This is a genomic window from Rhodobacter sp. (assembly GCA_020637515.1).
Lineage (GTDB): Bacteria > Pseudomonadota > Alphaproteobacteria > Rhodobacterales > Rhodobacteraceae > Pararhodobacter.
Window position 1 is genome coordinate 2,425,847 of the sequence record JACKKG010000001.1, and the last position, 26,033, is coordinate 2,451,879.

The following is a 26,033-nucleotide window of genomic DNA, read 5'->3' on the forward strand; positions in this document are numbered from 1 at the left end:
CAGCCCGCACCGCAGCCCCCGCCGTGCCTGCCTGGTCCGCGCGCAGGCGCGTCAGCGCCCCAGCATCTTCATGCCGCGCGTCAATCCCTCGAGGGTCATCGGCACCATGCGCTCTTCGAACAGGTCCGAGATCAGGCGGATCGACTGGGTATGGGACCAGTGCCGTTCCGGCGTCGGGTTGATCCAAAGGTTCTGCGTCCAGTGCGCGCGCGCGCGCGCCAGCCAGGTCGCGCCGGATTCCTCGTTCCAGTGCTCGTTCGCGCCGCCGGCATAGGCGATCTCATAAGGCGACATCGTGGCGTCACCGACGAAGATGCACTTGTAGTCCGGGCCATAGGTGCGCAGCACCTCCCAGGTGGGGGTGCGGGCATCCCAGCGGCGCGCGTTGTCTTTCCAGACGAATTCGTAGAGGCAGTTGTGAAAGTAGAAATGTTCCAGATGCTTGAACTCGGACCGGGCGGCACTGAACAGCTCTTCCAGCACCTTGACATAGGGGTCCATCGAACCGCCGATGTCGAAGAACAGCAGCACCTTGACCGCGTTGCGCCGCTCGGGCCGGGTCTTGACGTCGAGCCAGCCTTGCTCGGCCGTGGCGCGGATCGTGCCGTCGAGATCCAGCTCGAGCTCGGCGCCGTCGCGCGCCCAGTTGCGCAGCCGCTTCAGCGCGACCTTGATGTTGCGCGTGCCCAGTTCGACGGTGTCGTCAAGATTGCGGAACTCGCGCTTGTCCCAGACCTTGACCGCGCGTCCCTGGCGGCCCTCTTTCTGGCCGATGCGCACCCCCTCGGGGTTATAGCCATAGGCGCCGAAGGGCGAGGTGCCGGCCGTGCCGATCCACTTCGAGCCGCCCTGGTGGCGCTCTTTCTGCTCCTCGAGCCGTTGTTTCAGCGTTTCCATCAGCTTTTCGAACCCGCCGAGGGCCTCGACCCTGGCGCGTTCCTCGTCGGTCAGGTGCTTTTCGGCCAGTTTTTCCAGCCACTCGGCCGGCAGATCGACGGCCTGGATCACCGCCTCGGGGGTGATCGCGTCGAGCCCCTTGAAGGTCGCCGCAAAGGCGCGGTCGAAACGGTCGATGTGGGCCTCGTTCTTCACCATCGTGGTGCGGGCGAGGTAATAGAACCCTTCGGCGTCGAACTGCGCGAGGCCGGCTTTCAGGGCCTCGAGAAAACCCAGGTATTCCCGCACGCTGACCGGAACGGCGTGGGCGCGCAATTGTTCGAGAAAGGGGCGGAACATCACATCGCCCGCTGGATCACCACGGTCAGCACCGTGCCCAGGATGGCGCCGATCAACCCCCAGACCGCGGCATACTGGACGATGTCCAGGCGCTCGCCGCCCTTGCGACGGGCAAAGATCCCGCCCCAGACGGCGCCGATCAGAAAGCCTGCGAAGATGAACATGAAAGCCTCTGCGTTGCCGGTCAGAGATTCGCGTAGCGTTGCGCCGCGCCGCCGATCCGGGCGATTTCGTCCAGCCGCGTGCGCGCCGCGGCATCCGAGCCGAACCCATAGCGCGCGGCGGCCATCGAGTCGAGCCTCAGGCGCGAGGCCTGATCGACCTGACCCAGTTGCGACAGCGCCTCGGCGCGAATGAACTGAAGCGAGGCCAGAAAGGCCGCGTTCTCGGTGCGCGCGGCATAGGGCAGGGCGCGTTGCGCCAGGTCCAGCGCCAGTTGCGACTGACCGGTCGCCAGCGCCTGCACGGCCAGATGCATGTCGATATGGGCCGCGTGGACCTCGCCGCCAGGGGTGTGGCGGTAGATGTCGGCGGCCTGCACCAGCGCCTGCATCGCGTCGTCGCCCTGGTCGCGCGGGGCGACGCGCGCCACCAGCATCAGGCTGAGGGCAAGGCGATTGTCGGTCCACCCTTCGGACCGGGCCAGGGCCAGGGCCCGGGCTGCGCTTTCGCGCCGCGCGCTCAACCCGTCGGCCGAGGACAGCGCCTGCTCGATCGCCAGTTGCCAGGCGCGCGGCGTGATGCCGACCTGGGTGCCGCCCCGGCCCCGGCCCTGGGGGTTCAGCCGGTTGAACAGGGTCGGCAGACGGGCCGCGACCTGGTCGCGGGTCATTCCGGGGTGCAGTTCGGGCGAATACCAGACGCGCAACAGCAACATGTCGAAGCCGGTGAGCGTGGTCTGGAAATTGTCATCGTTGAAGATCGAATCCGACAGGCGGAACAGATCGTTGAGCGGTCCCAGCCCTTGCGCGATCTCCTCGTGCAGGCAGTCGCGGATTTCCTGCGGCGTGGTGTCCGAGGGGATGAAGACGGCGGCGCGGTGACGCTGGACGACCTGCGTCCAGTCGATGGCGGTGCTGCGCCGGTTGGCGACGAAATCCTGCCAGCTGTCCACGTTGGGCACCACGAAACACGAGGCCGAGGGCACCATCGCCTGCATTTGACGGCGCGGCACGAAATCGACGGTGATCCGGTTTTCGTCGGCGGTGGTGTCGGTGGCGCGGCGGATGTCGATACCGGCCTCGGCCTGAAAGCGGGCGATCAGCCGGTCCAGATCGCCGATCGCCTGGGCCGAGGGTGCGTGCACCGGCACGATGGCGATTGGTCCTTCGAACCGCGAAAAGTTCGCGATCGGGCGGCCGCTTTCCATGGCAAAGCCCAGTTCCAGAAAGTCGCGCGTCATGTCGGCGTTGCTGCGCGCGGGCGGCAACGGGTTGGGCGCGCCCGGGCTCCAGGTCGGCAGGGGGGCGGTGGCGCCGGTGCTGGCGTCCAGCCGCTGGACCTCGCCCATCGGGGTGCAGCCGGCCAGCGCGACCAGCGCCAGCGAGAAAAGACGCCGTCTCATGCGGCCCGCCTTTCATCCAGAGTGTCCAGCAGCGCCGCGTAATCCGCCAGCGTGCCGTTCGGCATCTCGCTCAGCGCGCGCCGCCAGGCCCGTGCGCCGGTCTGCCCGGCAAAGAGCCCCAGCAGGTGCCGCGTGACGCCGATCAGCCGCCCGCCACGCGCCAGATGGGCGCCGATCACCGGCATCATGGCGCGGGCCACGGCGACGGGGTCCGCGTCGGGGCCGGGCGCGCCAAACAGCCGGCGGTCGGCGGCGCCGAGAACCGCGGCCGGCTGGTGATAGGCCGCGCGGCCGATCATCACGCCGTGAAAGCCCCGGTCCAGCAGGTCCTCGGCCTGATCCAGCGTCGCGATTCCGCCGTTCAGACAGATCGTGAGGTCGGGAAAGGCCCCCAGCATCCGTTCGACCAGAGCGTAGTCCAGCGGCGGAACCTCGCGGTTTTCCCTGGGCGACAGGCCTTGCAGCCAGGCCTTGCGCGCGTGGACGATGACCCGCGTCACCCCGGCCGCGCGCGCCGCATCGAGCAGCGCGGGCAGGGCCTCCTCGGGGTTCTGGTCATCGACGCCCAGGCGGCATTTCACCGTGATCTCGGCCGTGCAGGCGGCACGCATCGCGGCCAGGCAATCCCCGACCAGCGCCGGCGTCTTCATCAGCACCGCGCCGAAACAGCCCGACTGCACCCGGTCCGAGGGGCAACCGACGTTGAGATTGATTTCGCCGTAGCCCTCGTCCGCGCCCATTCGCGCGGCCTTCGCCAGCTCGGCCGGGTCCGATCCCCCCAGTTGCAGCGCCACCGGCTGTTCCGACGGATCGAAGCGCAGCAGATGCCGCGCGCCGCCACGCACCAGTGCGGCCGACGTGACCATCTCGGTATAAAGCAGCGCGTGACGCGACAGCCGCCGGTGGAATTGCCGGCACGCGCTGTCGGTCCAATCGAGCATCGGCGCGACGGAGAGGCGCCAGGCGGGCAGGGGCTTTGTCACGCGGACTCCGTGGGTTGTGACGCTTGGGTATACCCCAGCGCGGCGCTGGCGTCCACAAACCGCACGCGTCGCGCGGCGGAGGCTCGCGCATCCGTGTGATGGCGATCGCGCCGTGCGGGCAGGTGCGGCGGCGGCGGCGCTTGACATCGACGGACGCGCACCGCATCGACACGGGGCGCGTGAAAACCGGAGGACCCGCCATGACCCAGACCCCGCAAAAGACCCTTCTGCGCGCGCTCGCGGGCCAGGTTCAGGCCGTCCCGCCCGTCTGGATGATGCGCCAGGCCGGGCGATACCTGCCCGAATACCGCGCGACGCGGGCCAAGGCGGGGGATTTCCTGTCGCTGTGCTATACGCCCGACCTGGCCGCCGAGGTGACGCTGCAACCGATCCGCCGCTACGGGTTCGACGCGGCGATCCTGTTCGCGGACATCCTGTTGATCGGTCAGGCGCTGGGGGCAAAGCTGTGGTTCGCCGAGGGCGAAGGGCCGCGCATGTCCACCGTGACCGACCGGGTCGGGGTGCAGGCGCTGAAACCCGCCGACGCCGTGCACGAAGTCCTGTCGCCGGTCTATGAGACCGTGCGCATCCTGTCGGGCGCGTTGCCGCGCGAGACCACGCTCATCGGCTTTGCCGGGGCGCCCTGGACGGTGGCCACCTATATGGTCGCCGGGCGCGGCACCAGCGATCAGGGCCCGGCGCATGACTTCATCGCCCGGGACCGCGACGGGTTCGCGGCGCTGATCGCGGTGCTCGAGGCGGCGACGGTCGAATACCTGTCCGCGCAGGTGCAGGCCGGGGCCGAGGTCGTCAAGCTGTTCGACAGTTGGGCGGGCAGCCTGAAGGGTCAGGATTTCGACGATTTCGCCCTGGCGCCGACGCGCCGGATCATCGCCGCGCTGAAGGCCCGCCACCCGGGCCTGCCGGTCATCGCGTTCCCGCGCGAGGCCCGCGACCGCTATATCGGATTCGCCCGCGCGACGGGTGCGGATTGCGTGGCGCTGGACAATTCCGTCGGCGCAGACTGGGCGGCGGCGCATGTGCAGGTCGATGGCTGCGTGCAGGGCAACCTGGCGCCCCACCACATGGTCGAAGGGGGCGCGGCCCTGGTCAGCGAAACGCGGCGCATCGTGCAGGCGTTCCGCAACGGCCCGCATATCTTCAACCTGGGCCATGGCATCACCCCGGATGCCGATCCCGACAACGTGCAGCGGATGCTGGACGCCGTCCGGGGTCAGTAGCCCAGCGGCGCGACCAACGGGCGCAAGGCCGCCAGCGGGTCATCGTGGCCCCAGATCTCGGCGCCAAAGGCAAAGAAGTCGGTCACCGGCGCCAGGCTTTCGATCAGCGCCTGGGTGAGCGCGCCCTCGGCGACCACGGGCACTTCGATCATCTCGGACCACCAGGTGAACAGGTCGCGTTCGGCGCGGTGCCCGGTGCCCAGCCCCGTTTCGCCCACCGGCGAAAAGCTGACGTAGTCGGCGCCGGCCTCGGCCGCGCCGATCCCGTCGTGGCGCGAGGCCCCGCAGGCCGCGCCCAGGATCACATCCGCCCCCAGTGTTTCGCGCAACTTGCGCAGGCCGCGCGCACCCTCGGGCAGGTGCACGCCGTCCAACCCCAGCCGCTCGACCAGCGCGACATGGCGCTCGATCACGATGGCGATGTCACGGGCGTGGGTTTCCTCGCGCACGGCGTCGGCGGCGCGGGCGATGGCGTCCTCGTCCGACCCGGCCATGGCCAGGCGCACGCAGGCGATGGGCAGCCCGTCCAGCACGCGCGCCAGCCTGGGCACGAAACTTTCGGGATCGAAGGCCGCGGGCGTCACGAGGTAAAGCTGCGGTCGGTCTGGCTGGTCGGTCATCGGGGCACCTCGGGCGAAACTGCCCCTGCATAGACGGGCAGGGGCAGGGGTGCAATCGGCTTAATTTCCGGCGCTTTCCATCCGGCGATGTTCAAGCACGCTCTCCAGCCAACCCAATTTCATCTCGGGCACCGAGGACAGCAGCAGGTCGGTGTAATCGTCGAAAGGCGGGGCCAGGACCTGGGTCTTCGAGCCGTATCTCTGGACCCGGCCCTGATACATCACGGCGATGGAATCGGCGATGGCGCGCACGGTGGCGATGTCATGGGTGATGAACAGATAGGCCACCCCCTCGCGCGCCTGAAGATCCAGCAAAAGCTTCAGGATCCCGTCCGCCACCAGCGGGTCCAGCGCCGAGGTCACCTCGTCGCAGATGATGAGCTTGGGCTTTGCCGCCAGCGCGCGGGCGATGCAGACGCGCTGCTTTTGCCCGCCCGACAGTTCCGCGGGGTAGCGGTCGGCGAACCCCTCGCCCAGTTCGATGGCATCGAGAAGTTCCTGCACGCGGGCATCGCGCGCGCGCCCCTTGAGGCCGAAATAGAATTCCAGCGGGCGGCCGATGATCGTGGCCACCGTCTGGCGCGGGTTCATCGCCACGTCGGCCATCTGATAGATCATCTGCAACTCGCGCAGTTCGTCGCGCGAGCGATCCTTGAGCGCGCCCGGCAAGGGTTTGCCGTCAAAGGTGATCGTGCCCTTGCGCGGGGGCAGCAGGCCGGTGATGACCCGCGCCATCGTCGATTTGCCCGAGCCCGACTCGCCCACCAGGGCCAGCGTCTGCCCGGGTCGCAGCGCGACCGAGACGTCGCTCAGCACGTCCTTGGCCATCGCGCCGTAGCGCGCCGAGACGCCCTCGACCTCGAGCAGGGGCGTGCCCTGGGGCGATTTTTCCTGATGCTCGATCGAACGGACCGAAATCAGCGCGCGGGTATACGCCTCGCGCGGGGCCTCGATGATCTGCTGGCAGGTGCCGTGTTCGACCATCTTGCCGTGCCTGAGCACCATGATCTCGTCCGAGACCTGCGCCACGACCGCGAGGTCGTGGGTGATGTAGAGCGCGGCGACTCCGGTTTCCGCGATCGCCGTCTTGATCGCCGCCAGCACATCGATCTGCGTCGTCACGTCCAGCGCGGTGGTCGGCTCGTCGAAGATCACCAGATCCGGTTTCGGACACAGCGCCATCGCCGTCATCGCCCGCTGCAACTGCCCGCCCGAAACCTGGTGCGGATAGCGGCGGCCGAAATGTTCGGGGTCGGGCAGGCTGAGGGTGCGGAACAGGTCGATGGCACGGGCCTCAGCTTCGGCCTGGGTCATGACGCCATGCGCGAGCGTGGCCTCGGTCACCTGCTCCATCAACCGCTTGGCGGGGTTGAAGGCGGCGGCGGCGGATTGCGCGACATAGGTCACCTCCTTGCCGCGCAGGCTGCGCAGGGTTTGCGCCCCGGCAAGCCGGATCTCGCGCCCGTTCAGCACGATCTCGCCGCCGGACAGCCGGATCCCGCCGCGCCCATAGGCCAAAGCAGACAGGCCGATGGTCGATTTGCCGGCACCCGATTCGCCGATCAGCCCCATCACCTTGCCGCGTTTCAGACAAAGCGACACGTCATCGACGATCACCGCGTCGCGCGGTTTCTCGCCCGGGGCGTAGATCGTCGCCTCGATGCGCAGGTTGCGGATGTCGAGAAGCGTGTCAGACACCGCGTCCTCCTTTCAGGCTGGTGGTGCGGTTGAGCGCCCAATCGGCCACCAGATTGACCGAGATCGACAGTGTGACGATCGCCACCGCCGGCACCAGCGCGGCAGGAATGCCGTAGACGATTCCCTCGCGGTTTTCCTTGACGATGCCGCCCCAGTCGGCCGCCGGCGGCTGGATGCCCAGCCCCAGGAACGACAGGGTCGATATGAAGAGGATCGCGAAGATGAATCTGAGCCCCAGTTCCGCCACCAGGGGCGACAGGGCGTTCGGCAGGATCTCGCGGAAGATGACCCAGGCCCGGCCCTCGCCCCTGAGGCGCGCGGCCTCGACAAAGTCCATGACGTTGATGTCCACGGCCACAGCCCGCGACAGCCGGAAGACCCGGGTGGAATCCAGGAACCCCATGATGAGGATCAGCGTCGGCAGCGTCACCGGCATCACCGACAGCACCACAAGCGCAAAGATCAGCGTCGGGATCGACATGATCAGATCGTTGAGGCGCGACATCACCTGATCGACCCAGCCGCCATAGACCGCCGCCGTGAAGCCCAGGATCGACCCCAGCGTGAAGCTGAGCGCGGTCGCCATGGCGGCGACGAAGATGGTCGTGCGCCCGCCGTAGATCATCCGCGTGAGCAGGTCGCGGCCCAGGTTGTCGGTGCCCAGCCAGTATTGCGCCGAGGATGGCTCCCACACGTCGCCGACAATCTCGGACATGCCGTAGGGCGCGATCGCCGGCGCCAGGATCGCGACCGAAAAGAACAGCAGCGTGATGAACAGGCCCAGCAGGGCGGAAAGGGGCATACCCTTCATTTCGGATGCCTCAGTCTGGGGTTCGAAAGGATGGCGATCAGGTCCGCCAGCAGGTTCATGCCGATGTAGACGGTGGCAAAGATCAGCCCGCAGGCCTGCACCACCGGCACGTCCCGTTTGGACACGTGATCGACCAGGTATTGCCCCATGCCGGGATAGACGAAGACGACCTCGATCACCACGACGCCGACCACCAGATAGGCCAGGTTGATCATCACCACGTTCACGATCGGCGCGATGGCGTTGGGCATGGCGTGGCGCGCGATGATCGTGAAGCGTCTGAGGCCCTTCAACTCGGCCGTTTCGATATAGGCCGATTGCATGACATTCAGGATCGCCGCGCGTGTCATGCGCATCATGTGCGCCAGCACGACCAGCGTGAGAACCGTGGCCGGCAGGGCGACCGCGTTCAGTTTCTGCCAGAAGGTCATGCCGCTGTTGATGTTGGACACCGACGGGAACCAGCCCAGCTTGACCGACAGGAAATACATCACGACATAGCCCAGCAGGAATTCGGGCAGCGAGATCGAGGTCAGCGTGATCGCCGAGATCAGCCGGTCCGGCCAGCGGTCACGGTAGCGCACCGCCAGCAGACCCAGGAAGATCGCCAGCGGCACCGAGATCGCGGCCGCGACCGATGCCAGGAACAGGGTGTTCCGCATCCGCCCTGAGATCGACTCGGCGATGTCGCGGCCGTTCGACAGCGCGTGCCCAAGATCGCCGTGCAAAGCACTGAAAAGCCAACTGAAATACCGGGCATAGGCGGGTTGATCCAGGCCCAGCGAGGCGCGCATGTTGGCCAGCGCCTCAGGCGTTGCGTTCTGTCCCAGAACCGCCTGGGCCACATCGCCGGGCAGGATCTGTGTGCCGACGAAGATCAGCACCGACGCGGCGAGGAGAAGCAGGAGACCCAGCGCAAGGCGCTGGATCACCAGTTTGAGGATCGGATGCATCGGCGCTTACGTCGCCGACCACATCATGATCGCGGCTTGCCCGCCCATCATCTCGGCGGCGGGGTTCGACACCCAGCCGGCGACCTGATCGTTGTGCGCGTCGATGAAATCATTGAACATCGGCGCGATCAGCCCGCCCTCGTCGCGCACCAGGCGACCCATTTCGCTATACAGTTCCTTGCGCCGCGTCAGGTCCAGTTCGCCGCGCGCCTGGATCAGCATCTCGTCGAAATGCGCGTTGCGGAAGGCGGTGTCGTTCCAGTCGGCGGTCGACAGGTAGGCCGTCGAATACATCTGGTCCTGCACCGGACGCCCGCCCCAATACGAGGCCGAGAAGGGCTGCACGTTCCACACTTCCGACCAGTAGCCGTCACCCGGTTCGCGGATGATGTTCAGGTCGATGCCGGCCGCCGCCGCGCTTTCCTTGAACAGTTGCGCCGCGTCGATGGCGCCGGGGAAGGCGACCTCGGATGTGCGCAGGTCGATCGGCCCCGAATGCCCCGAGCGTTCATAGTAGAAGCGGGCCTGGTCGGGGTCGTATTCGCGCTGCGGGATCGTGTCGTCGAACAGCGGATAGGCCGCGTTGATCGGCATGTCGTTGCCGATCGAACCATAGCCACGCAGGATGCGGTCCACCATGTCCTGACGGTTGACCGCCAGCTTCAATGCCATGCGCAGGTCGTTGTTGTCGAACGGCGCCGCGTCGCAGCGCATGATGAACACATAGTGACCCCGACCGCCGGCCGATTCCACGCTGACCCCCGGGGCGCGCGACAGCAGGCCCGCGACGCGCGGTTCGACCCGGTTGATGAGCTGCACCTGGCCCGATTGCAGCGCCGAGTTGCGCGCCGTCGCATCGTTGATGACCAGGATCTCGATCGAGTTGAAGTGCCCGACGCCGCTGTCCCAGTGCCCGTCGAACTTTTCCAGCACATGACGCACGCCGGGCTCGTTCTCGGCCCATTTGTAGGGGCCGGTCATGATCCCCGAGGTCGGGTCGTCGAAGCCGCCGTTGGGCTGGATCAGCAGGTGGTAATCGGCCAGCAGATAGGGCAGGTCGGCATTCGGCGTGGCGGTTTCCAAAACCACGTGGTCGCCGTCCACCGCGATCGAGGAAATGCCGCGCATGATCCCCAGCGCGCCCGACTGCGAATTCTCGTCCGAATGGCGGCGCAGGGTCTGGGCCACGTCCTCGGGCGTCAGCGTCTGGCCGTTGTGGAACTGCACGCCGCGACGGATCTTGAACCGCCAGGTCTGGGCATTGGCCGATGCGTCCCATTCCTCGGCCAGCTTGGGCAGCAGGCTGCCGTCAGGGGCGATGTTGACCAGCGTCTCGCCGGCGCAATAGCCGTAAAGGAACGGCACCTGCGAGGCCGCCAGCGCCGGGTCCAGCGAGTTGGTGCTTTCGCCGCCCTGCATGCCGACCACCAGCGAGCCCCCTTGGCGCGGGCCCTGCGCATGAACCGCGCGGGTCAGCAGGCCGGTCGCGGCGGTGCTGGCCACGCCCAGGGCAGCGGCCCGGCCCAGAAACGCGCGGCGGGGCATCTTGCCCCGTGCGGCCCGGTCCAGCATATAGCGGATTTCGTCGTTCATCGGTCTCTCCCTGAAGAGGCTTCCCACGAGGAAGCGCAAGTCTTGACGCGCCTGTCTGGCGGCCGATTTTTGTTGACTGTGGAATCGATAACAGTCGCGGCCCCGGTCAATCAACTCAAATGTTGCCGGTAACTGTAACAATCATACCTCGCGCCGCGCAACCTGCGCACGGAAATTTCTCTCGATGATTTCCGGGGGTTCCGCACCTTCCTTGATGCGGGCGATCAACCGGGCCTCGATCGTCAGGAATTCCGCGCTCGCCGATTGCCGGGCGCTGAGTTCGGTTTCCACCGACCAGTCGCCCCGCGCAAAAGCCTGAGTCCATGTGATCGCGCAGGCCGCGCTGGCCGGATCGTCCGGGTGGATGGTCCAGGTTTCGGCCATCGTCGAGCGGGTTCGCAACCCGTGGTCGGGGTTCTCGGTTTCGCCGCTGTCCGAGGTGATGCGCAGCGTTTCGACGCCCAGGATCGCGTCGCGGCAGCAAAGGCGCGTTTCCTGCGCGGGACCGAGAACGCCCAGGCGCGAGGGCCGAGGGGGATCGGGCGCGTCGAATTGCCAGCCGGGCGCATCGCCGCGATGAACCGGCAGGCGCAGCGTGCCGGCCGCCAGCGTCAGCGCGACAGGCCGGGGCGAGGGCCAGATCCACGGCCAGTAGCTGTTCGACAGGGCCAGCCGCAGCCGGTGCCCGGGGGCCAGCCGATAGGCCATCTGGTCCAGCGTCAGCGTCGCGGTGATCGTCTCGCCCGGGCGCAGGGCCTGGGGCGGATCGCCGCGGTGGCGCAGGTTCAGAACGCCGTGCGCAATGCGTGTCGAGGCCCCGTCGGGCGCCACGTCGTTCAGCCGCGCGACGACAAAGCCGTGGGTCTGGTCCGCGCTCAGCGTCAGCGTGAGCACGGCCGCGCCCAACAGCGCCAGCCCCTCGGGGCAATCGCGGTCGAAACACACCGAGTGCGCGTCGTCCTCGCGCTGATCGCCGGCCATCTCGGCGTTCAGGCCCATCGGAAAGAATTCGCCCGCCGCGGCGCCCAGCGTTTGCGGCGTGGCGATCACCCGGCCGGGCGCCCCCGGTCCACCCAGCACGCCGCCGGCGCCCAGCGGCAGATCCTGCTCGTGGACGCGCGGCGAGGGCAGCGTCTCGGCCAGCCAGCGCCCGGGCCGCTCGGTGGCCGAGGCATCGGGCGGCGCGCTGTCCATCATCCAGACGCGATAATCGGGCCAGCGGTCGGCGCCGGTGTCGATCCCTTTCAGCCAATGGTCCCACCAGGCGCGCATCTCGTGCAGAAAGGCGATGCGCGGCCCGGGCACGGCGGTGTGGGGGTATTGATGCACCCAGGGGCCGACGATGGCCTTGGCGTTCGGGGCGTGACGCACCAGCGCCGCCGGGGCGTTCATGTAATTGTCGTTCCAGCCGCCGATCGTCAGCACCGCGGGCCCGATGCGGCTGTAGTCTTCGCAGACCGAACCGTGCCGCCAATAGGCGTCGCGTGTCTGGTGGTCGCTCCAGACCGCGCTCAGATGCGGCATGGTGGCGATCCGCTGGCGCAGATCGGCGCGCCAGTCGGGGCGCAGCAGCGGGTCGGCGGGGCGCGCGCAATAGGACAGCATCAGGCTGCCCCAGGCGAAGTTCTCGCCCAGCAGGCAGCCGCCCTTGAAATGGATGTCGTCGTGAAAGCGGTCCACCGTGCCGCAGACCTTGACCACCGCCTTCAGCGCGGGCGGGTTCATCCAGGCGGTTTGCAGGCTGTTGAAGGCGCCCCAGCTCTTGCCCATCATGCCCACCGCGCCGTCGCACCAGTCCTGCGCCGCGATCCAGGCGATCACGTCGCAGGCGTCGGCCAGTTCGCGCGGCGAATATTCGTCGTCGAACACCCCCTCGGAATCGCCGGTGCCGCGAATATCCACCCGCAGGCAGGCATAGCCCTGCGCGGCCATCCAGGGGTGGATGGTTTCGTCCCGGGGCAGGGTGTTGTCGCGCTTGCGATAGGGGATGTATTCCAGGATCGCCGGCACCGGCGCGCCGTCCCGGGGCCGCCAGATCCGCGCCGACAGCCGGGTGCCGTCGGGCAGGGGAATCCACACGCCGTCCTGGTCGATGGTCTCCATGTCTTTCCCCCCGCCCTCAAGATTTTCGCGCAGGCTAGCACGCGCCCGCCTGAGTGCACGCGCTTTCTGGCGGGTCCCGGCGGGGCCAGATCGTTTTTCCGCGACGATCCCCTTGCCAAAGCGGTCGGCGGTTTGCGATCACGGGGCTGCATCATGGGGGGCTGGGCATGGACGATCTGCTGGACAAGGGCGCGCTGGAACAGGCGGCGGCGCTGGAATCGCGCGCGGTCTCGGCCGAGGAGCTGATGCGCGCGACCCTGGCGCGCATCGAGCGGCGCAACCCCCGGGTCAACGCGATCGTGTCGTTGCGCGATGCCGACACCCTGCTGGCCGAGGCCCGCGCCGCCGACGCCGCGCCGCGCCGCGGCTGGCTGCACGGTCTGCCCCTGGCGGTCAAGGATCTGGCCAATGTCAACGGGTTGCGCACCACGATGGGCTCGCCCATCACGGCGCATCAGATCGCACGCAAGGACGATCTGTTCGTTGCCCGGATGCGCGCCGCCGGGGCGCTGTTCATCGGCAAGACCAACACGCCCGAATTCGGGTTGGGCAGTCACACCTTCAACCCGGTGCACGGGGCGACGGGCAACGCCTATGACCCGGGGCGCAGCGCCGGGGGCTCGTCGGGCGGCGCGGCGGTGGCGCTGGCGTGCCGCATGGTGGCGCTGGCCGACGGCTCGGACATGATGGGCAGTCTGCGCAACCCGGCCGGATGGAACAACGTCTACGGCTTTCGCCCCTCGTGGGGGCGCGTCCCGGACGAGGCCGAGGGCGAGACCTTCCTGCATCCGCTGGCGACCAACGGCCCCATGGCGCGCAACCCGCGCGATCTGGCGGCCCTGCTGGACGTGCAGTCCGGGCCCGAACCGCACCGCCCCTTCACCCTGCCCAAGGAATCGTTCCTGAAGCGGATCGAGGCCGGCGTGGCGGGCCGCAGGGTGGCCTGGCTGGGCGACTGGGGCGGCGCCTATGCGATGGCGCCCGGCGTGATCGAAACCTGCGAGGCCGCGCTGGCCCGCTTTGCCGATCTGGGCGTCGCGGTCGAGGCGGTGCAAGCGCCCTTTGACGCCGGCGCGCTCTGGCAGAGCTGGCTCGACCTCAGGGCCTTTGCCAATGCGAACCGGCTGGGGCCGCTTTATGCCAACCCGGCGTGGCGCGCGCAGCTCAAGGCGACCGCGATCTGGGAGATCGAGACCGGCCACGGTCTGGGCATCGAGGCGGTGCAGGCCGCCAGCCTCACGCGCTCGCGCTGGTATGCGCGCGCCGCGACGCTGTTCCAGACCTATGACGCCCTGATCCTGCCCACCGCGCAGGTCTGGCCGTTCCCCGTCGCGCAGGAATACCCGACCGAGATCGCCGGGCGGGCCATGGACACCTATCACCGCTGGATGGAGGTCGTGATCCCCGCCAGCCTGCTGGGCCTGCCGGCGCTGGCCGTGCCCGCCGGCTTCGGCGCCGAAGGCCTGCCGATGGGGCTGCAACTGATCGGCCCCCATGGCGGCGATCTGGGGTTGTTGCAACTGGCCCAGGCCTGGCACGAGGCCACGCACTGGCCCGAACGACACCCCCCGCGCCTGGACAGCTGACGGGGATTGTCCGGCACGTTGCGACGGCGACCATAATTCCGCCTCAAAGTTCCAGTATCTGGAACGGCATTTCAACCTGAGGTGTTACATGCCGAGCCCGGGTCTCTCGTTTTTAAGAGAAGAACATGCCGCGGTCACCACGGACTGGATGGTGCTGACCGCTATCGCCGTGTCTTTCGGAACCTTCGTGCTGGTCGAACTGTCGACCGGCACCGGCGCGGTCTCCACCGCGATCGAGACCACGTTGACCGACGTTCCGGTCATCGCGCTGGGTCTCCTGGCCGGCGCCGATCCCGCAGCCGAGGACCCCTGACACCGCCCCCCTTGGAACGCGCTCAGGCCGCGACCACCCTCCAGTGCAGATCGAAGCCGGGGTTGAACACCGTCACCGGCCCCGCGCCGGTGTCGATCCGGTGCGGAAAGATCACGGCGCTGTCCTGGCGTTCCATCACCAGCGTGCCCGCGTTCCGCGCGAGACCGTAGAAATCGGCGCCGTGATGGGCCACGAACCCTTCCAGCCGCGCCAGCGCGCCGGCGCGCTCGAACACCTCGGCCAGCAGGGGCATGGTGTTCGTCGCCGTGAAGCATCCCGCCGCGCAGCAGTCGCATTCCTTGCGGTCGTCGGAATGGGGCGCGCTGTCGGTGCCCAGAAAAAAGCGTGCATCGCCCGAGGTCGCGGCCTCGAGCAGGGCCAGCCGGTGGAGCTCGCGCTTGGCAACGGGCAGGCAGTAGTAGTGCGGCCGCATCCCGCCCACCAGCAGGCTGTTGCGGTTCAGGACCAGGTGATGCGCGGTGATCGTCGCGCCCAGGTCGCGCGGCGCGCTGCGGACGTAATCCACGGCGTCCCGGGTCGTCACATGTTCCATGATGACGCGCAATCCGGGCGTCGCGCGGCGCACGGGGTCCAGCACCCGGTCGATGAACACGGCCTCGCGGTCGAAGATGTCGATATCGGCGTCGGTGACCTCGCCGTGGACGCACAGCGGCACGCCGGCCTCGGCCATCGCCTCGAACACCGGGCGCACGCGGTCGAAGTCCCGCACACCCGAGGCCGAGTTGGTCGTCGCCCCGGCGGGATACAGCTTGACCGCCGCAATGATCCCGGCGCGGTGGGCGGCGACCACGTCGGCGGGGGCCGTGTCCTCGGTCAGATAAAGCGTCATCAGGGGCGTGAAGTCGGCGCCGGGCAGGGCGGCGGCGATCCGCGCGCGATAGCTGGCGGCCTGCGCCCCGGTCACCACCGGCGGCACCAGGTTCGGCATGATGATCGCGCGGGCGAAATCGCGCGCGCTTTCCGGGGCGATCCCGGCCAGCATGGCGCCGTCGCGCAGGTGAAGATGGAAATCGTCGGGGCGGGTGAGGGTGAGGCGGGTCATGGCGTCCCCATACCGCGCCGCCCTTCGCCTGTGAAGGGGGCTCAGGCGGGCTTGGCGGCGGCGGCCTCGGCCCGGGCGAGGGCCTGCTTCAGTTGCGGATGGTCGGCCCGCCGGTTGGCGATACGCAGCGCCCAGAGCAGCCGCTCGGGCCGGTTCTGCGACTGGATGCGGCCGATCAGCCGGCCCAGGTAATGCACGTTGTCGCGCCGCGCGCGCCACAGGCGATAGAAATCCCCGTCGCTCAACGTGCCGCGACAGGCCGCGTCGATCAGCGGGCGCAGCGCGTCGATGCGCGCCAGCTCGGCCTGCGGGTCGCGGCCAATGTTGCGCGCGCGCATCTTGGTCACATGGTTGCCCCGGAACAGGGCGGCGTGAACCGCGTCCACCTGCTGGATCGGGTCGTAGACGATGAACACGCGCTCGCTGCCCTCGGCCATGTCGGGGGCAAAGCCGAAGCGGCTGGTGAAATCCAGGCGGCGGGCCTTCATGAAGCGGCGGTCCCATTCGGCCGAGTCGGTATCCAGCGTCGCCTGAGGCGCCAGCGCCAGCACCGTGCTGCCCGGCGCCGCGACCGAGAACGCCGCCGCGCCATAGCCGCCCATGCCCGCGCCATAAAACACGACGTGGTCGAAATCCTCGAAAAAGGCGTCGTCGATCAGCCGGTCGAAGTATCCGTAGACGGCGCGGTCGCGATACCAGGTCGGACCGTCCGCGATCAGCGTGAGCGAGGACCACCCGCGCGGCGCGGCGATCTGGTAGCCCAGCGGCATCTGTCCGCCTCCGGCCGAGCGAATGCCCTGCACCGTCTCGAAGGACACCAGCAGAACGGTGCCCATGTCCGAGAAAAAGGCCGAATGATGCGCGCCGAGGGGTTCGAAATAGCCCGCTTCCTCGCCGATCTCGTCCATGATCGCCAGCCAGTCGGCATCGCTTTCGGCCTCGCCGGCATCGAAGATCTCGATGGTGTCGTCGCTCATGGAACCTCACACAGACAATGCGGACGCGGCGCGGGACCGACCGTTCCCCAGAATTAACCGAGGTTACACCAAAGCGCCAAGGCGAAAAACCGCGGACCAGAGGGCAAGCCTGTGTTTTTCCCCGATAATCCGGAAACGATCCGGCGCCATTGTTCACGCATCCCGAACAATGTCAGCGAATCGCTTGCCCCCGGTCCGGGCGATCCCTAGCCTTGGCCATCGCTTTTGTGTCAGGACAGGCAGGTTTCATGAAGTTCGACGATATCCCCGGCTGGTTCAATCCCATCGACCAGGCCGCCTTTACCTGGATCCTGAAATATCAAAACCGTGTCGAACCCGTTGGCGGGTTGGTCGAACTCGGTGTGTTCAAGGGCAAGAGCGCGGTCCTGATGGGCAATTTCCTGCGCCCGGGCGAGGTTTTCACCGTCTGCGACCTGTTCGAGGATGTCGAAACCTCGGAGTCGGCGGATGCCCATGAACAGAAGTTCTTTCGCACCCAAAGCCTGACCCAATCCGAGTTCGAGCGCAATTATCTGGCATTTCACAAGGATCTGCCGCGCGTCGTTCGCGGCCCGACCGACACCATCACCCGCCACGTCGCGCCCGGAACCGCGCGCTTCGTGCATATCGACGCGGGCCATACCTACAAATTGGTGCGCGAGGACACGGCCTCGGCCCGGATGATGTTGCGCAAGGATGGCGTGGTGGTGTTCGACGACTACCGCAAGCCCAGCGCGCAGGGCAACATGGCCGCCGTCTGGGAGGCCGTCGCGAACGAAGGGTTGAAGCCCTTCGCGAACACCGATTTCAAGCTGTATGCGACCTGGGGCGATCCCGACCCGCTGCGCGCCGAGATCGTCGCCCGCGCCGCCGAATCCGGCTGGAGCCGCACCGCCGAGCCCAGTCTGGTGCGCGACCTGCCGGTGGTCTACCTGAGCCGCAAGGGCTGATCGCGCGCCCGGCTGTCAGGTGAAGCGCACCTTGCCGATATAGGGCAGGTTGCGGTTGCGTTGGGCATAGTCGATGCCATAGCCCACGACGAATTCGTCGGGGATCTCGAACCCGGTCCAGGTGGCGCGAATGTCCACCTCGCGCCGCGAGGGTTTGTCCAGAAGCGCGCAAACCTCGAGCCGGCGCGGCTCGCGGCTGAGCAACAGGTTCTTGACGTGATGCAGGGTAAAGCCGGTATCCACGATATCCTCGACCACCAGAACGTCGCGCCCGCCGATCTCGCCGCGCAGGTCCTTCAGGATCCGCACCTCGCGCGAGGAATGCATGGAATCGCCATAGGAACTGGCCTCCATGAAATCGACTTCGACCGGCAGGTCGATCTCGCGCACCAGATCGGCGATGAACACGAACGACCCCCTCAGCAGCCCCACCACCACCAGCTTGTCGGTGCCGTGAAACGCGGTGGTGATCTCCTCGGCCAGTTGTTCGACCCGCGCGGCGATCCGCTTGGCCGAGATCATCTGATCGATCACATAAGTGGGCTGGGTCATGGGGTCGCGGTCCTGAGGGGTTGAAAAGGCGACGCCACAATAGGAAAAGTCGCTTCCACTTGCCAGAGGACCGGATGCCCCGTCACAGCGAAAACCGCGTTTTGCCCTATAGCGCGCCGCAGATCTACGATCTGGTCGCGGATGTGGCTCGTTACCCTGAGTTCCTGCCCTGGACGGCCGCCGCCCGCATCCGCTCGCGCCGCCCGCTCGCCGACCGTGGCCCCGGCGCCGAGGTGATGGAGGCCGATCTGGTCATCAGCTTCAAGGTCTTTCGCGAGAAGTTCGGCTCGCGCGTGGTGCTGCTGCCCGCCGAACGACGGATCGAGACCGACTATCTGGACGGCCCGTTCCGGTATCTGCATTCGTTCTGGCAGATCGCGCCCGAAGGGCAGGGGTGCCGTGTCTCGTTCGAGGTCGATTTCGAATTTCGCAACGTGATCTTGCAAAAAGCGATCGGGCTGTTCTTTGACGAGGCGATGCGCCGCGTCGTCGGCGCGTTCGAGGCCCGCGCGCGCCAGCTCTACGGCTGAGCGCGCGCGCCCCCCCCGCGGTCACGAGTTCAGCTCGTAGGCGCGTTCGCCATGGGCCGACAGGTCCAGCCCATTCGTTTCCGATTCCGCATCGACCCGCAGGCGCACGACCAGCCCCACCAACCGAACCAGCGCATAGGTGGCCGCCAGCGTCCAGACGCCGACCACTGCCAGCGCCCCCAGTTGCGCCGCCCAGCTTCCCGCGCCCAGCGCGGCGACCATGATCGTGCCGAAGATTCCGCCGACCCCGTGCACCGCGAACACATCCAGCATGTCGTCGATTTTCAGCCGGTTTCGCACCAGGTTCACGGCCTCCTGGCACAGCACGCCCGCGACCAGTCCGATGACCACCGCCGCCAGCGGGCCGACATAGCCCGAGGCCGGCGTGATCGAGGCCAGGCCCGCGATCGTGCCCGTCACCAGACCCACCATCGAGGCGCGGCCGAACTTGATGCGTTCCCACGCGATCCACGACAACGAGGCCGCCGCCGCCGACAGATGCGTGACCACCATCGCCATCGCCGCCTGACCATTCGCGGCCAGCGCCGAACCGCCGTTGAACCCGAACCAGCCCACCCAGAGCATCGCCGCCCCCATCATCACCAGGCCGGGTTGATGCGGCGGGGTGTGGCGGTTCTTGCGCGGCCCCAGCAGCGCGGCGATCACCAGTGCGGCCAGTCCGGCGGTTTCGTGCACGACGATTCCGCCGGCAAAGTCCCGGGTGCCGACCGCCCCGAACAGGCCGCCGTCGGCCAGCACGCCGCCGCCCCAGATCCAGTGCGTCACCGGCGCGTAGACGATCAGCATCCACAGCCCCGAAAACAGCAGCACAAAGCCATAGCCGACCCGTTCGGCATAGGCGCCGACGATCAGCGCGGGGGTGATGATGGCAAAGGTCATCTGAAAGCCGAAGAACAGGATCTCGGGGATCGTGCCGGTCAGGCTGTCGGTCGTCACCCCGTTCAGAAAGACCCGCGACAGTCCGCCCCACCAGCCGCCGGGGGCGCCAAAGGCGATGGAATAGCCCGCCACCAGCCACAGGATCGACATCAGGCAAGCCAGCGAGAAGACGTGCATGAACACGCTCAGCACGTTTCGCGCGCGCACCAGCCCGCCGTAGAACAGCGCGAGCGCGGGCAGGGTCATGAACAGCACAAGGGCGGTCGCGGTAAAGACAAAGGCGGTATCGGCGGCGTTCATCGGGTCCTCCAGGCTCGTCGTGCCTGTCAGAGCGGCAAAAGACTGACCGGAAAAGCGGCACTCGTGCGGAATTGCGCGGAATCGCGATGCAATTCCGCAAGTGCCGCGTCAAAGGGCGCCTGTGGGCCGCGTTCGATGAAAAAATGGGCGGGTCGCGAATTAGCGCGCCGCGTCCCGCAGCAGACCCAGCGCGTGCCGGACCGCGGCGGCGCGCACGGCCTGCCGCCCGATGGCGCCGAATTCGACCGTTTCGCTGCGCGTGCTGGCCGTTTTCGAGGCAACGGCGAAACAGACGCGGCCTTCGGGCTTGAATTCCGAGCCGCCGGGGCCGGCGATGCCGGTGGTCGAGACCGCCAGATCGGCCAGCGAGTGCCGCAAGGCCCCCTCGGCCATGGCGCGCGCGACCTCTTCGCTGACCGCGCCATGCGCCGCCAGCGTCGCCGCATCGACGCCCAGCATCTGTTCCTTGGCCGCGTTGGAATAGGTGACAAAGCCCCGGTCCACCACGTCCGAGGACCCAGGCACATCCGTCAGCGCCCCCGCGACCAGCCCGCCGGTGCAGCTTTCGGCGGTCGCGATGCGCCAGCCCCGGGCCCGAGCGGCGGCCAGAACCGCGGCGGCGCTCATGCCATCATCCTCAGCAACACGATGTGATAAAGCGCGGCCAACACGATCGACAGCACCCCCGCGAAGAGCCCGGCCCAGAGATCGTCCAGCATCACGCCCCTGGCGTCGTGGCGGCGGTCGGCACGGCCGACCAGCCAGGGTTTCCAGATGTCGAACAGCCGAAAGCACAGGAACGCCGCGACGGGGCCGGGCCAGACCATCGGCAGATCCACACCCATCGAGAGCCCGCGCGCCCAGAATCCGAACGCCGGGAACAGCAGCGCCAGCCACATGCCCGCGACTTCGTCGATGACGATCTCGGACGGGTCCTCGCCGGGGCGGTCGCGCAGCGCCGCGCCAACCGACCAGAAGCCCAGCGCGGTGACGGCCAGCGTCGCGGCGACCAGCGGCAGAAAGCCCAGCCAGTGTTCGATGGCCCAGCCGATCAGCACCGCCACAAGCGATCCCCAGGTGCCGGGCGCGGGGCGCAGCAGGCCGACGTAACCAAAGGTGGTGAGGGCGCGCAGCATGGCGTTACTCCTGAATCAAGGTGGCGGTGGCGAGGGCGGCGATCCCTTCCTCGCGGCCGGTGAAGCCCAGCCTTTCCGAGGTCGTGGCCTTGACCGACACCCGCGCGACCGCGATCCCCAGGATCGCCGCCAGCGCCGCGCGCATGGCCTCGGCATGGGGGCCGATCTTGGGGCGTTCGCAGATCAGCGTGACATCGCAATGGGCGATGCGGAACCCCCTGGCGCCGGCCAGTTCGGCCGCGTGGCGCAGGAAGATGTGGCTTTCGGCGCCTTTCCACTGCGGGTCCGAGGGGGGGAAATGGCGGCCGATATCACCCTCGGCCAGCGCGCCATACAGGGCGTCGGTCAGCGCATGCATCCCGACATCGGCGTCCGAATGGCCCAAAAGTGCGCGCGTGTGCGGCACCTTGACGCCGCACAGCCAGACGTGGTCGCCCTCGGTAAAGGCGTGCACGTCAAAACCGTTCCCTGTTCGGATATCCATTGTCTGACCTTTTAATGCCTGACGTTCGCGCAAGAGCCTCTCTGCTCTTTCGAAATCAACGGGATACGTCAGTTTGAGATTGTCCTCGCTGCCCTGGGTTATCCACACCTCGAGTCCCGCGGCGCGGGCGACGGCGACGTCGTCGGCGGCCTCGGCCGGGTGGGCGCGATGCGCAGCCAGAATCGCGTCAAAGCGGAAACCCTGCGGCGTCTGCGCCCGGAACAGCCCGTCGCGGGGCTGCACGCCGGTGACATGCGTCTCGCCCCGCCACAGGGCATCGGTGACCGCAAGCGCGGGGGCCGCGGCGACGTGGCTGTCCAGCGCGCGCAACACCGCGTCGATCACCGCGCCGGGCACCAGCGGCCGGGCGCCGTCGTGGATCAGCACCCGCTCGGGTGGGTTCGGCGCCCGCGCCAGCGCCTCGAGCGCGTTGCGCACCGTTTCGCTGCGCGTGGCCCCCCCGGTGACCCAGGGCAGGCCCAGGGCCTCGACCCGCGGGCGGTCGTCGGGATGGATGGCGACGATGAGACGCGCCAGCCCCGCGTCGCGGAACGCCTTTGCGGTCCACGCCAGCACCGGCCGGCCGGCCAGGTCGCGCCACTGTTTGGGCAGGCCGCCCCCCATGCGGTTGCCGCGCCCGGCGGCGACAAGGATCACGGCGGTCGGTGAGGCGGATGTGGTCATGCCCCGGGCTTAGGGGATGGGGCCCGCCGCTGCAAGAGCGTGCCCGACCGGCCGTCCCGTGGGGATGCCCGGCTTTTGGGCGGATGGCTTGAGAAATGATTAAACAATGTGCATATGCTGAAAGCGCAGGCAGATTCCCCAAAGGTTGCCTTTCCACTGCCCGAAACCCCGCGCTAGATGACGGCGTGACGCTCGTGGACCAGACCCGATGACCCTCGACGATTTTCCCGTTTCCCTGCATCCGCCGGTGCTGCTGGCGCCGATGTCGGGCATCACCGACCTGCCATTCCGCCGGATGGTGGCGCGCTTTGGCGCGGGGCTGGTGGTCAGCGAGATGATCGCCTCGGGCGAGATGGTCACGGCGCGCCCCTCGCGCCGCGCCGCCAGTCGCGCCCGGGCCGAGGTGGACGACACCGTGCCCACCGCCGTGCAACTGGCGGGACGCGAGGCCGGCGCCATGGCCGAGGCCGCGCGGATCGCCGAAGGACAGGGCGCGCCGCTGATCGACATCAACATGGGCTGCCCGGCGAAAAAGGTCGTCGGCGGCGCTTCGGGGTCGGCGCTGATGCGCGAACCCGATCTGGCGCTCAGCCTGATCGAGGCGGTGGTCGGCGCGGTTTCCGTGCCGGTCACGTTGAAGATGCGCCTGGGCTGGGACAGCGACTGTTTGAACGCGCCCGACCTGGCCCGCCGGGCCGAGGCCGCGGGCGTGCGCATGATCACCATCCACGGCCGCACGCGGGCGCAGTTCTACACCGGCCGTGCGGATTGGGCGGCGATCCGCGCCGTGACCGGGGCGGTGCGGGTGCCGGTGATCGCGAACGGCGATATCGACGGCGCCGCCAGCGCGCGGCAGGCGCGCGCGGCCTCGGGCGCGGCGGGGGTGATGGTGGGGCGCGCGGCGCAGGGGCGGCCGTGGCTGCTGGCCCAGATCGCCGCCGCGCTGCACGGCACGCCCGCGCCCGTCGTACCCCGGGGCGACGCGCTGGTGGCGCTGGTGGCCGAGCATTACGAGGCGATGCTGTCGTTCTATGGCATTGAACTGGGCACGCGCATCGCGCGCAAGCATCTGGGCTGGTATATCGACGCCGCCGACGGCCCGGCGGATCTGCGCGCGACGCTCATGCGCGAAAGCGATCCGGCCCGTGTGCTGGCCGCGCTGCCCCGGGCGCTGACCCCGCAAAGCGAGGCCGCATGAGCATGGCGCCCATCACCCCGCCCATTCCGACGCCCGCGCAGATGCCCGTGCCAACACCGGTGCCGGGGGCGATCTTTTCGGCCCTGCCGATCCCGGCGTTTCTGACCGGCCCGCGCGGCGCCTCCGAGGTGATCCTGGACGTCAACCCCGCCGCCGAGCAGTTCATTTCGGTCTCGGCCAGCCTGCTGCGTGGCGCGCCCGTGTTCGACCGGCTGGCGATCGACGCGCCGATGGACGAGGCCGTCGCCCGGGCCCGTCGCAACCGCGCAGCGGTCTTCATCAACGATTGCGAGGTTTGCACCGGGGACCGGCCGCCGGTGCTGTGCAGCCTGCAACTGGCCCCCATGAACGACGACGCCGACAGCCTGCTGCTGCTGATCACACCGCGCGACATCGCCGGGCGTCTGGGGCGAACGGGGGTGGTGAAGGCGGCGGCGAAATCGGCGATCGGCATGGCCGAGATGCTGGTGCACGAAATCAAGAACCCGCTGGCCGGGATCGCGGGCGCGGCGCAACTGCTGTCGATGGAACTGAGCAGCGAGGAGCGCGAGCTGACCGACCTGATCGTCGCCGAGACGCGGCGCATCGTGAAACTTCTGGACCAGGTCGAACAATTCGGTGACCAGCGCCCGCCGGACCGGCGCGAGATCAACATCCACGACGTTCTGGAACGGGCCCGGCGTTCGGCCGAGGTGGGCTTCGCCGCGCATATGCATATCGGCGACGATTACGACCCGTCGTTGCCCGATGCCCTGGCCGATCCCGACCAGTTGCAGCAGGTGTTCCTGAACCTGTTGAAGAACGCGGCCCAGGCCCAGCCCGAGGGCGGCACCATCCGCATCCACACGTATTTCGAGCGCGGCCTGCAAGTGGCCGGGTTCGACGGGCGCCGGGTCGCCCTGCCTTTGCATGTCGAGATCATCGACGACGGGCCAGGCCTGCCGCCGGCGATCGCCGAGAACATCTTCGAGCCCTTTGTGTCCGGGCGCGAGAACGGCACCGGCCTGGGGCTGGCCCTGGTGTCCAAGATCATCGCCGCGCACGAGGGCTGGATCGAGGTGACCTCGCGCCCCGGACAGACCGTCTTTCGGGTGTCGCTGCCCCTTGCGCGCCCCAGAACCAAGGAGCCTCGCTGATGGATGGAACCGTCCTTGTCGCCGACGACGACCGCACGATCCGCACCGTGCTGACCCAGGCGCTGACCCGCGCCGGTTGCCGGGTGCACGCGACCTCCAGCCTGACGACCTTGCTGCGCTGGGTCGAGGAAGGAAAGGGCGACCTCGTGGTGACCGACGTCATGATGCCCGACGGCAACGGGATCGAGATGCTGCCGCGCATCAAGACCCTGCGCCCGGGCCTGCCGGTGATCGTCATCTCGGCCCAGAACACGATCATGACCGCGATCCAGGCCACCGAGGCCGAGGCCTGGGATTACCTGCCCAAGCCCTTTGATCTGCCGGACCTGCTGTCGCGCGCGGGCAAGGCGATGGAAAGCGCGCGGCGCGGGACGCGGGCCCCGATCGCCCCTGCCCACCGCGCGCCGATCGCCGCGCCTGACCCCTCGGCCGCCGAAGATCTGCCCCTGGTCGGCCGCACGCCGTCGATGCAGGCGCTCTATCGACTGGTGGCGCGGGTCATGAACGCCGAGCTTCCAGCCCTCATCACCGGCGAATCGGGCACCGGAAAGTCGCTGATCGCGCGCGCGCTGCACGATTTTTCTGACCGGCGCGCGCAACCGTTCGTGCTGGCCTCGGCGCAGGATTTCGGCGCCGATCCGTCGGGCAACGGCGCCGGGCTCACGGCGCGGGCGCGGGGCGGGTCGCTGGTGATCGACGGTCTGGGCGATCTGGACGCGCAGGCCCAGGCGCGGCTGGTGCGGATGCTGGATGCGTTGCCCGCCGATGGTCCGCGTATCATCGCCATCGCCGACGGTGGCCTGAACGCGGCGCTGGAATCGGGCGCGTTCCGGCACGATCTCTATTACCGGCTGTCGGGCGTCACGCTGCATGTGCCCCCGCTGCGGGAACGGATCGAGGACATCCCCCTGCTGGCCGATCACTTCCTGGCCCGCGCCGCCCGCGAGGGGGGCACGCCGCGCCGGCTGTCTGCCGCGGCGCTCGAAGCGGTGCGCCAATACCGCTGGCCGGGCAATGTGCGGCAGCTCGAAAACGTCATCCGCCGCCTGGTCATCACCGGCCAGGAGCCCGAGATCGGCCGCACCGAGATCGAGACCGCGCTGAACGCCCATCCCGCGGCCGCCCCCACGGGCGAGGCGGCCGAGGCCGGCACGCTGGCCGATTCGGTCGCGCGTCATGTGCGGCGCTATTTCGAACTGCACGGCGCCGATCTGCCCCCGCCGGGCGTCTATCAACGCATCCTGCGCGAGATCGAGGCCCCGCTGATCGACATTGCGCTGGAATACACCGGCGGCAATCAGGCGCGCTGCGCCGATCTTTTGGGGATCAATCGCAATACTTTGCGCAAGAAGACGAACGAGCTGGATATTCGCGTGACACGGCGGCGCAAGTTGATGTAGTCAGGCAACAGGTCGTGGCGAT

General features: G+C 68.3%; 25 protein-coding genes. 8 read left to right on the top strand and 17 right to left on the bottom strand.

Annotated elements, in window-relative coordinates:
* Positions 1–51: 51 nt before the first annotated feature.
* From H6900_11900 to dusA, 4 genes are read right to left on the bottom strand one after another with little or no spacing between them, the layout of a single operon-like run.
* On the bottom strand, positions 52–1,236 hold the full coding sequence (locus H6900_11900) for a VWA domain-containing protein (GenBank protein ID MCC0073981.1): 1,185 nt from the start codon (positions 1,234–1,236) through the stop codon (positions 52–54).
* On the bottom strand, positions 1,236–1,400 hold the full coding sequence (locus tag H6900_11905) for a hypothetical protein (protein MCC0073982.1): 165 nt from the start codon (positions 1,398–1,400) through the stop codon (positions 1,236–1,238). Before H6900_11905 ends, H6900_11900 begins: the two co-directional genes overlap by 1 nt.
* A 20-nt stretch (positions 1,401–1,420) precedes the next feature.
* Entirely contained in the window at positions 1,421–2,800 is a 1,380-nt protein-coding gene (locus H6900_11910; protein MCC0073983.1) for a DUF2927 domain-containing protein, read from the bottom strand.
* Entirely contained in the window at positions 2,797–3,930 is a 1,134-nt protein-coding gene (gene dusA / locus H6900_11915; GenBank protein ID MCC0073984.1) for a tRNA dihydrouridine(20/20a) synthase DusA, read from the bottom strand. The genes H6900_11910 and dusA overlap by 4 nt, the downstream gene beginning before the upstream one ends.
* 53 nt (positions 3,931–3,983) lie before the next feature.
* Here dusA and H6900_11920 point away from each other — a divergent pair, with 53 nt between their 5' ends.
* Positions 3,984–5,024 carry a uroporphyrinogen decarboxylase gene (locus H6900_11920; protein MCC0073985.1) on the top strand — a complete coding sequence of 347 codons (1,041 nt, stop codon included), beginning with the start codon at positions 3,984–3,986 and terminating at the stop codon, positions 5,022–5,024.
* Here the strand turns inward: H6900_11920 and H6900_11925 are convergent.
* The 6 genes from H6900_11925 to H6900_11950 all read right to left on the bottom strand — a co-directional run bounded on the left by H6900_11925 (position 5,018) and on the right by H6900_11950 (position 12,802).
* Positions 5,018–5,644 (bottom strand): thiamine phosphate synthase, encoded by a 627-nt coding sequence (locus tag H6900_11925; GenBank protein MCC0073986.1) that lies wholly within the window; start codon positions 5,642–5,644, stop codon positions 5,018–5,020. The genes H6900_11920 and H6900_11925 overlap by 7 nt on opposite strands.
* A gap of 60 nt (positions 5,645–5,704) precedes the next feature.
* Positions 5,705–7,342, bottom strand: coding sequence for an ABC transporter ATP-binding protein (locus H6900_11930; GenBank protein ID MCC0073987.1), 1,638 nt, complete (start codon positions 7,340–7,342; stop codon positions 5,705–5,707).
* Positions 7,335–8,153, bottom strand: coding sequence for an ABC transporter permease (locus H6900_11935; protein MCC0073988.1), 819 nt, complete (start codon positions 8,151–8,153; stop codon positions 7,335–7,337). The genes H6900_11930 and H6900_11935 overlap by 8 nt, the downstream gene beginning before the upstream one ends.
* On the bottom strand, positions 8,150–9,106 hold the full coding sequence (locus tag H6900_11940) for an ABC transporter permease (protein MCC0073989.1): 957 nt from the start codon (positions 9,104–9,106) through the stop codon (positions 8,150–8,152). Before H6900_11940 ends, H6900_11935 begins: the two co-directional genes overlap by 4 nt.
* A 6-nt stretch (positions 9,107–9,112) precedes the next feature.
* Complete coding sequence (locus H6900_11945) at positions 9,113–10,699, bottom strand: ABC transporter substrate-binding protein (protein ID MCC0073990.1); 1,587 nt, start codon at positions 10,697–10,699, stop codon at positions 9,113–9,115.
* A 141-nt stretch (positions 10,700–10,840) separates the two neighbouring features.
* Positions 10,841–12,802 carry a CocE/NonD family hydrolase gene (locus H6900_11950; protein MCC0073991.1) on the bottom strand — a complete coding sequence of 654 codons (1,962 nt, stop codon included), beginning with the start codon at positions 12,800–12,802 and terminating at the stop codon, positions 10,841–10,843.
* A 167-nt stretch (positions 12,803–12,969) separates the two neighbouring features.
* Here H6900_11950 and H6900_11955 point away from each other — a divergent pair, with 167 nt between their 5' ends.
* Positions 12,970–14,388, top strand: a complete 1,419-nt coding sequence (locus H6900_11955; GenBank protein MCC0073992.1) for an amidase — start codon at positions 12,970–12,972, stop codon at positions 14,386–14,388.
* A 148-nt stretch (positions 14,389–14,536) separates the two neighbouring features.
* A complete protein-coding gene (locus H6900_11960) occupies positions 14,537–14,701 on the top strand; it encodes a hypothetical protein (GenBank protein ID MCC0073993.1) in 165 nt (54 codons plus the stop codon).
* 22 nt (positions 14,702–14,723) lie between these two features.
* On the opposite strand, the gene pyrC is transcribed toward H6900_11960, so the two are convergent.
* Together pyrC and H6900_11970 are read right to left on the bottom strand one after the other, a co-directional pair.
* On the bottom strand, positions 14,724–15,764 hold the full coding sequence (pyrC, locus tag H6900_11965) for a dihydroorotase (GenBank protein MCC0073994.1): 1,041 nt from the start codon (positions 15,762–15,764) through the stop codon (positions 14,724–14,726).
* A gap of 41 nt (positions 15,765–15,805) precedes the next feature.
* Positions 15,806–16,741, bottom strand: coding sequence for a phosphoadenosine phosphosulfate reductase (locus H6900_11970; GenBank protein ID MCC0073995.1), 936 nt, complete (start codon positions 16,739–16,741; stop codon positions 15,806–15,808).
* Between the two features lie 248 nt (positions 16,742–16,989).
* Here H6900_11970 and H6900_11975 point away from each other — a divergent pair, with 248 nt between their 5' ends.
* The gene (locus H6900_11975; GenBank protein MCC0073996.1) at positions 16,990–17,691 is read left to right on the top strand and encodes a class I SAM-dependent methyltransferase; all 702 of its coding nucleotides are present in this window, start codon (positions 16,990–16,992) and stop codon (positions 17,689–17,691) included.
* Positions 17,692–17,706: 15 nt separating this feature from the next.
* Here H6900_11975 and hpt read toward each other — a convergent pair whose 3' ends face one another.
* Positions 17,707–18,243: a hypoxanthine phosphoribosyltransferase gene (gene hpt / locus H6900_11980; GenBank protein MCC0073997.1), complete on the bottom strand. Its 537-nt coding sequence runs from the start codon at positions 18,241–18,243 to the stop codon at positions 17,707–17,709.
* Positions 18,244–18,317: 74 nt separating this feature from the next.
* On the opposite strand from hpt, the gene H6900_11985 reads away from it, so the two are divergent.
* On the top strand, positions 18,318–18,773 hold the full coding sequence (locus H6900_11985) for a type II toxin-antitoxin system RatA family toxin (protein MCC0073998.1): 456 nt from the start codon (positions 18,318–18,320) through the stop codon (positions 18,771–18,773).
* Between the two features lie 21 nt (positions 18,774–18,794).
* Here the strand turns inward: H6900_11985 and H6900_11990 are convergent, their stop codons facing one another.
* The 4 genes from H6900_11990 to H6900_12005 all read right to left on the bottom strand — a co-directional run bounded on the left by H6900_11990 (position 18,795) and on the right by H6900_12005 (position 22,277).
* Positions 18,795–19,973 (bottom strand): ammonium transporter, encoded by a 1,179-nt coding sequence (locus tag H6900_11990; protein MCC0073999.1) that lies wholly within the window; start codon positions 19,971–19,973, stop codon positions 18,795–18,797.
* A 159-nt stretch (positions 19,974–20,132) separates the two neighbouring features.
* A complete protein-coding gene (locus H6900_11995; protein MCC0074000.1) occupies positions 20,133–20,600 on the bottom strand; it encodes a nicotinamide-nucleotide amidohydrolase family protein in 468 nt (155 codons plus the stop codon).
* A complete protein-coding gene (locus H6900_12000; GenBank protein ID MCC0074001.1) occupies positions 20,597–21,109 on the bottom strand; it encodes a phosphatidylglycerophosphatase A in 513 nt (170 codons plus the stop codon). Before H6900_12000 ends, H6900_11995 begins: the two co-directional genes overlap by 4 nt.
* A 4-nt stretch (positions 21,110–21,113) precedes the next feature.
* Positions 21,114–22,277, bottom strand: coding sequence for a bifunctional 2-C-methyl-D-erythritol 4-phosphate cytidylyltransferase/2-C-methyl-D-erythritol 2,4-cyclodiphosphate synthase (locus tag H6900_12005; GenBank protein ID MCC0074002.1), 1,164 nt, complete (start codon positions 22,275–22,277; stop codon positions 21,114–21,116).
* Positions 22,278–22,485: 208 nt separating this feature from the next.
* On the opposite strand from H6900_12005, the gene dusB reads away from it, so the two are divergent.
* From dusB to H6900_12020, 3 genes are read left to right on the top strand one after another with little or no spacing between them, the layout of a single operon-like run.
* Positions 22,486–23,475, top strand: a complete 990-nt coding sequence (gene dusB, locus H6900_12010) for a tRNA dihydrouridine synthase DusB (protein ID MCC0074003.1) — start codon at positions 22,486–22,488, stop codon at positions 23,473–23,475.
* Between the two features lie 41 nt (positions 23,476–23,516).
* Positions 23,517–24,611 carry a PAS domain-containing sensor histidine kinase gene (locus H6900_12015; protein ID MCC0074004.1) on the top strand — a complete coding sequence of 365 codons (1,095 nt, stop codon included), beginning with the start codon at positions 23,517–23,519 and terminating at the stop codon, positions 24,609–24,611.
* Positions 24,611–26,011, top strand: coding sequence for a response regulator (locus H6900_12020; GenBank protein MCC0074005.1), 1,401 nt, complete (start codon positions 24,611–24,613; stop codon positions 26,009–26,011). Before H6900_12015 ends, H6900_12020 begins: the two co-directional genes overlap by 1 nt.
* The last annotated feature ends 22 nt before the right edge of the window (positions 26,012–26,033 follow it).

Bases quoted from the DNA above. Each gene is read 5' to 3' on its own strand.
- H6900_11900 (MCC0073981.1), bottom strand. From the start codon at position 1,236: ATGTTCCGCCCCTTTCTCGAACAATTGCGCGCCCACGCCGTTCCGGTC.
- H6900_11905 (MCC0073982.1), bottom strand. From the start codon at position 1,400: ATGTTCATCTTCGCAGGCTTTCTGATCGGCGCCGTCTGGGGCGGGATC.
- H6900_11910 (MCC0073983.1), bottom strand. From the start codon at position 2,800: ATGAGACGGCGTCTTTTCTCGCTGGCGCTGGTCGCGCTGGCCGGCTGC.
- dusA (MCC0073984.1), bottom strand. From the start codon at position 3,930: ATGTCAAGCGCCGCCGCCGCCGCACCTGCCCGCACGGCGCGATCGCCA.
- H6900_11920 (MCC0073985.1), top strand. From the start codon at position 3,984: ATGACCCAGACCCCGCAAAAGACCCTTCTGCGCGCGCTCGCGGGCCAG.
- H6900_11925 (MCC0073986.1), bottom strand. From the start codon at position 5,644: ATGACCGACCAGCCAGACCGACCGCAGCTTTACCTCGTGACGCCCGCG.
- H6900_11935 (MCC0073988.1), bottom strand. From the start codon at position 8,153: ATGAAGGGTATGCCCCTTTCCGCCCTGCTGGGCCTGTTCATCACGCTG.
- H6900_11940 (MCC0073989.1), bottom strand. From the start codon at position 9,106: ATGCATCCGATCCTCAAACTGGTGATCCAGCGCCTTGCGCTGGGTCTC.
- H6900_11945 (MCC0073990.1), bottom strand. From the start codon at position 10,699: ATGAACGACGAAATCCGCTATATGCTGGACCGGGCCGCACGGGGCAAG.
- H6900_11950 (MCC0073991.1), bottom strand. From the start codon at position 12,802: ATGGAGACCATCGACCAGGACGGCGTGTGGATTCCCCTGCCCGACGGC.
- H6900_11955 (MCC0073992.1), top strand. From the start codon at position 12,970: ATGGACGATCTGCTGGACAAGGGCGCGCTGGAACAGGCGGCGGCGCTG.
- H6900_11960 (MCC0073993.1), top strand. From the start codon at position 14,537: ATGGTGCTGACCGCTATCGCCGTGTCTTTCGGAACCTTCGTGCTGGTC.
- pyrC (MCC0073994.1), bottom strand. From the start codon at position 15,764: ATGACCCGCCTCACCCTCACCCGCCCCGACGATTTCCATCTTCACCTG.
- H6900_11970 (MCC0073995.1), bottom strand. From the start codon at position 16,741: ATGAGCGACGACACCATCGAGATCTTCGATGCCGGCGAGGCCGAAAGC.
- H6900_11975 (MCC0073996.1), top strand. From the start codon at position 16,990: ATGAAGTTCGACGATATCCCCGGCTGGTTCAATCCCATCGACCAGGCC.
- hpt (MCC0073997.1), bottom strand. From the start codon at position 18,243: ATGACCCAGCCCACTTATGTGATCGATCAGATGATCTCGGCCAAGCGG.
- H6900_11985 (MCC0073998.1), top strand. From the start codon at position 18,318: ATGCCCCGTCACAGCGAAAACCGCGTTTTGCCCTATAGCGCGCCGCAG.
- H6900_11990 (MCC0073999.1), bottom strand. From the start codon at position 19,973: ATGAACGCCGCCGATACCGCCTTTGTCTTTACCGCGACCGCCCTTGTG.
- H6900_11995 (MCC0074000.1), bottom strand. From the start codon at position 20,600: ATGAGCGCCGCCGCGGTTCTGGCCGCCGCTCGGGCCCGGGGCTGGCGC.
- H6900_12000 (MCC0074001.1), bottom strand. From the start codon at position 21,109: ATGCTGCGCGCCCTCACCACCTTTGGTTACGTCGGCCTGCTGCGCCCC.
- H6900_12005 (MCC0074002.1), bottom strand. From the start codon at position 22,277: ATGACCACATCCGCCTCACCGACCGCCGTGATCCTTGTCGCCGCCGGG.
- dusB (MCC0074003.1), top strand. From the start codon at position 22,486: ATGACCCTCGACGATTTTCCCGTTTCCCTGCATCCGCCGGTGCTGCTG.
- H6900_12015 (MCC0074004.1), top strand. From the start codon at position 23,517: ATGCCCGTGCCAACACCGGTGCCGGGGGCGATCTTTTCGGCCCTGCCG.
- H6900_12020 (MCC0074005.1), top strand. From the start codon at position 24,611: ATGGATGGAACCGTCCTTGTCGCCGACGACGACCGCACGATCCGCACC.